This is a genomic window from Xenorhabdus yunnanensis (genome assembly GCF_028598805.1).
GTDB lineage: Bacteria > Pseudomonadota > Gammaproteobacteria > Enterobacterales > Enterobacteriaceae > Xenorhabdus > Xenorhabdus yunnanensis.
The window spans coordinates 1-2,689 of sequence record NZ_JAQRFI010000125.1 but is presented as its reverse complement, the minus strand read 5'-3'; the positions used below and the strand labels follow the sequence as shown (position 1 = coordinate 2,689).

5 protein-coding genes are annotated in these 2,689 nt (G+C 43.2%); 3 read left to right on the top strand and 2 right to left on the bottom strand.

Features of this window, described 5'->3' with window-relative positions; all coding sequences use genetic code 11:
• Positions 1-190: 190 nt before the first annotated feature.
• Entirely contained in the window at positions 191-355 is a 165-nt protein-coding gene (locus PSI23_RS20925; RefSeq protein ID WP_273556882.1) for a hypothetical protein, read from the bottom strand.
• Positions 356-589: 234 nt separating this feature from the next.
• Positions 590-991, bottom strand: a complete 402-nt coding sequence (locus PSI23_RS20920; protein ID WP_273556881.1) for a helix-turn-helix domain-containing protein — start codon at positions 989-991, stop codon at positions 590-592.
• Positions 992-1,097: 106 nt separating this feature from the next.
• On the opposite strand from PSI23_RS20920, the gene PSI23_RS20915 reads away from it, so the two are divergent.
• The 3 genes from PSI23_RS20915 to PSI23_RS20905 all read left to right on the top strand — a co-directional run bounded on the left by PSI23_RS20915 (position 1,098) and on the right by PSI23_RS20905 (position 2,671).
• Positions 1,098-1,319, top strand: a complete 222-nt coding sequence (locus PSI23_RS20915; RefSeq protein WP_273556880.1) for a helix-turn-helix transcriptional regulator — start codon at positions 1,098-1,100, stop codon at positions 1,317-1,319.
• Positions 1,312-1,701, top strand: a complete 390-nt coding sequence (locus PSI23_RS20910) for a hypothetical protein (protein WP_306309656.1) — start codon at positions 1,312-1,314, stop codon at positions 1,699-1,701. The genes PSI23_RS20915 and PSI23_RS20910 overlap by 8 nt, the downstream gene beginning before the upstream one ends.
• A 172-nt stretch (positions 1,702-1,873) precedes the next feature.
• The gene (locus tag PSI23_RS20905) at positions 1,874-2,671 is read left to right on the top strand and encodes a hypothetical protein (protein WP_273556879.1); all 798 of its coding nucleotides are present in this window, start codon (positions 1,874-1,876) and stop codon (positions 2,669-2,671) included.
• Positions 2,672-2,689: the final 18 nt, after the last annotated feature.

The following is a 2,689-nucleotide window of genomic DNA, read 5'->3' as shown; positions in this document are numbered from 1 at the left end:
TTCCTCACGATTAACTATTTGTCCCATCCAGCCTAAAATTACATGTGTAGGAGCCAGTAATCTTTTTGCTTCTTCCCTATCACTTGCCTGAGCTTTAATACATATAGGGCGACGTTGTTTCATATTGGATCGCTCTATTGCGGCAAAGAGAAAAGTTTTCATGGTTTACCTTTTATTAGCAATAATAAACTTATTCCATAGCCATTACTTCTTTGGCTCTTATACTCAGCAACTCAATAATTTGTTTTGCTATGTCACTGGCTTTATTATTTTCCATGTTCTCTAAAATCATTACTGTTTCTAATATTGTATGTAGATCTGAATAATTTTCCTTGGAAGTAACGTTGTTGAACATGTAGGGCTCCTAGATTTTGCTTTTGTATGATTTTTGTGATGGTTAAAAGATACGATATGTACCCAATGTAGTCAATACAAAATGTACCTTATTTTTTATGTTTCGGATGAATAAAAATGTGCGTTTTTTTGGGATAAAAAAAAGCCACCATCCGGTAGCTTTTATGTGAAATAATAAAATTATGATCAAGGTAACATTTTCTAATGTTATGATTTACGCCATAAAATTATTTTGTTACATTGGTTTTGCGCCGCGTTTCGCCAGCATTTCAGCGAAAATGGCATTAAAATGTGCTGATTTTGTCTTTAACTCTCGTAAAAAACGAGAAGCTTCTTCGGCAGGTAAGCTATCAAACAGAGTTAGTAATTCTTCTTGCTCTTTAGTTAGGCAGGATTCTATGCTTGCAGCGTGAGGCGCTTGTTCTCCTATAGCAGAGAGCGTGCCATCTGAATTTAAAATAACTCGTTTAACCCCTAAAAAGTCCAAGATTGCGGCTATTTCTCTAATAGACGGCTCCCTCCTTCCATTCAGCCAGTGACCTACTGCACCGCGGGTTATACCAAGGTGTTCGGCTAATTTGTCATACGTGATGCCATTAACCTTCATTTGGTCTTTGGCTATATCGAACCAGTTCATATTCATGTCCTAATTATACAAAGCGTACACATTTCATCAATAAACATATTGTATCTCACTATTGCTATATTTGATACATTATGTATCATTTGGTCAGGAGGGCATAATGAACAAAATAAAGAAAATTAGAGTTGAGTTAGGGGTCACCAGAAAGAGATTAGCGGAAAAGGTGGGGTGTACCCCAGGCGCTATAGGGCATTACGAGAGTGGGAGACGCACACCCGATCTCGCTGTGTGCAGAACAATAATCGCGGCTTTTAGAGAATTAGGAATCGAAATCACACTTGATGAAGTCTTCCCACCACCCACGGAGGCAGGCCATGAATAACTTTCAGTCGGTTGTAGTCGGAATTCGGGATCTAGTTATGGGTTTTTTTCCTAATTTCACCAAGGTAACCATGCCATCGCATTTCTACCCTGACGATGGCACATGGATACAAGAAACGCTGGCGAAGCTGAGAGCCAGCACCCGAGCAAAGATCACCGCGAAGTACTCAGAAGTGTATCAAGCGGCATGGGATGAGGAACCCGTCTCATACCGGAAGGACAACGCGGCACGACGGGCAGCAAATATCCGGCTCAGAGAGTTTGTCACGAAGTATGAGAGGGCGGCACAGGGTTATACAGAAGCGCCGTTGTTAGCCCCGAAAGCACAGCCAAGGACTTATCCCAAATCAGGAAACGCTTTAGGGCAGGAGACAGGCAGGTAACACTGAAAATGGCTGTGTCTTCTGGCTGTGGAACGGAGGTTAGGGGATCACTAGGGCTGAACATGAAAAAACAGCCAAGTGAGAATGATTATCAAAGTTGGGAAGAACCAAAAAACTGGCAATCACGAAAAGTACTAAATAAGAACCCCCCTATTTTTTTGGACAAATAAGAATGATTATCAACAACAAAAAAGCAGACAAAATTATCAAGAAACATCAGGCATTGGTTAGCTGGAAGCCTGCACGGGTTGTGACTGAACTGGTAGCGACTGGGATGTCAGAATCCGAAGCAACGGCAATGGTCAAAGCAAACGCCCCGGAGCGGAAAGCACACAAACCACACAACAGCCACGCAAAGCCTGTGAATCTGGAAGCATTGAGCACTCACTACATCGTGGTCGGTGATTACGATTTGCTGGGTTTGAAACATCAGGATGCACTGATTGCCGCCATCCGAAACGGCAAAGGGAAGAGTTCATGGAATGATGGGGCAATGGCGGTAACCTTGTTCGGATTAGTCAAGGCCTACCCGATCATCACTACAGCCGAAGTAAACAAATTCCTCAACCGTGGCGCATTCATCGACAGTATTCCGCTGTTTATTGACGGGGGGGTGATCGAAGGTGAAGCGATGCCGTCAGCGAATAACGACAGCGTAAAAGACGTTTTTCGGGCGGTTAAGCAACTGAGAAAAATCACTGAGCACTTAGCGGATACTGGCGTATTGACTCTCAATAAATACCTTGATCGCGTACCGACTGACGAAGACGTTAAACGCGCCGTTGGTATTGTCGCACCGGCAATAACAAATCCGTACTTCCATAAAATCGATTATGCGCGCCAGTACAGCAATATGCCTGCACGTGAGCACACCGAGGACAGTAAGCGGATTATCAATGAGTGGAAAAATGAACTGAAAATCAAAGGAGGCAAGAAACCGAACAGCGAAACTTTGGCGAGTGAAGACTGATTCGGTTCTTGCGGTTGG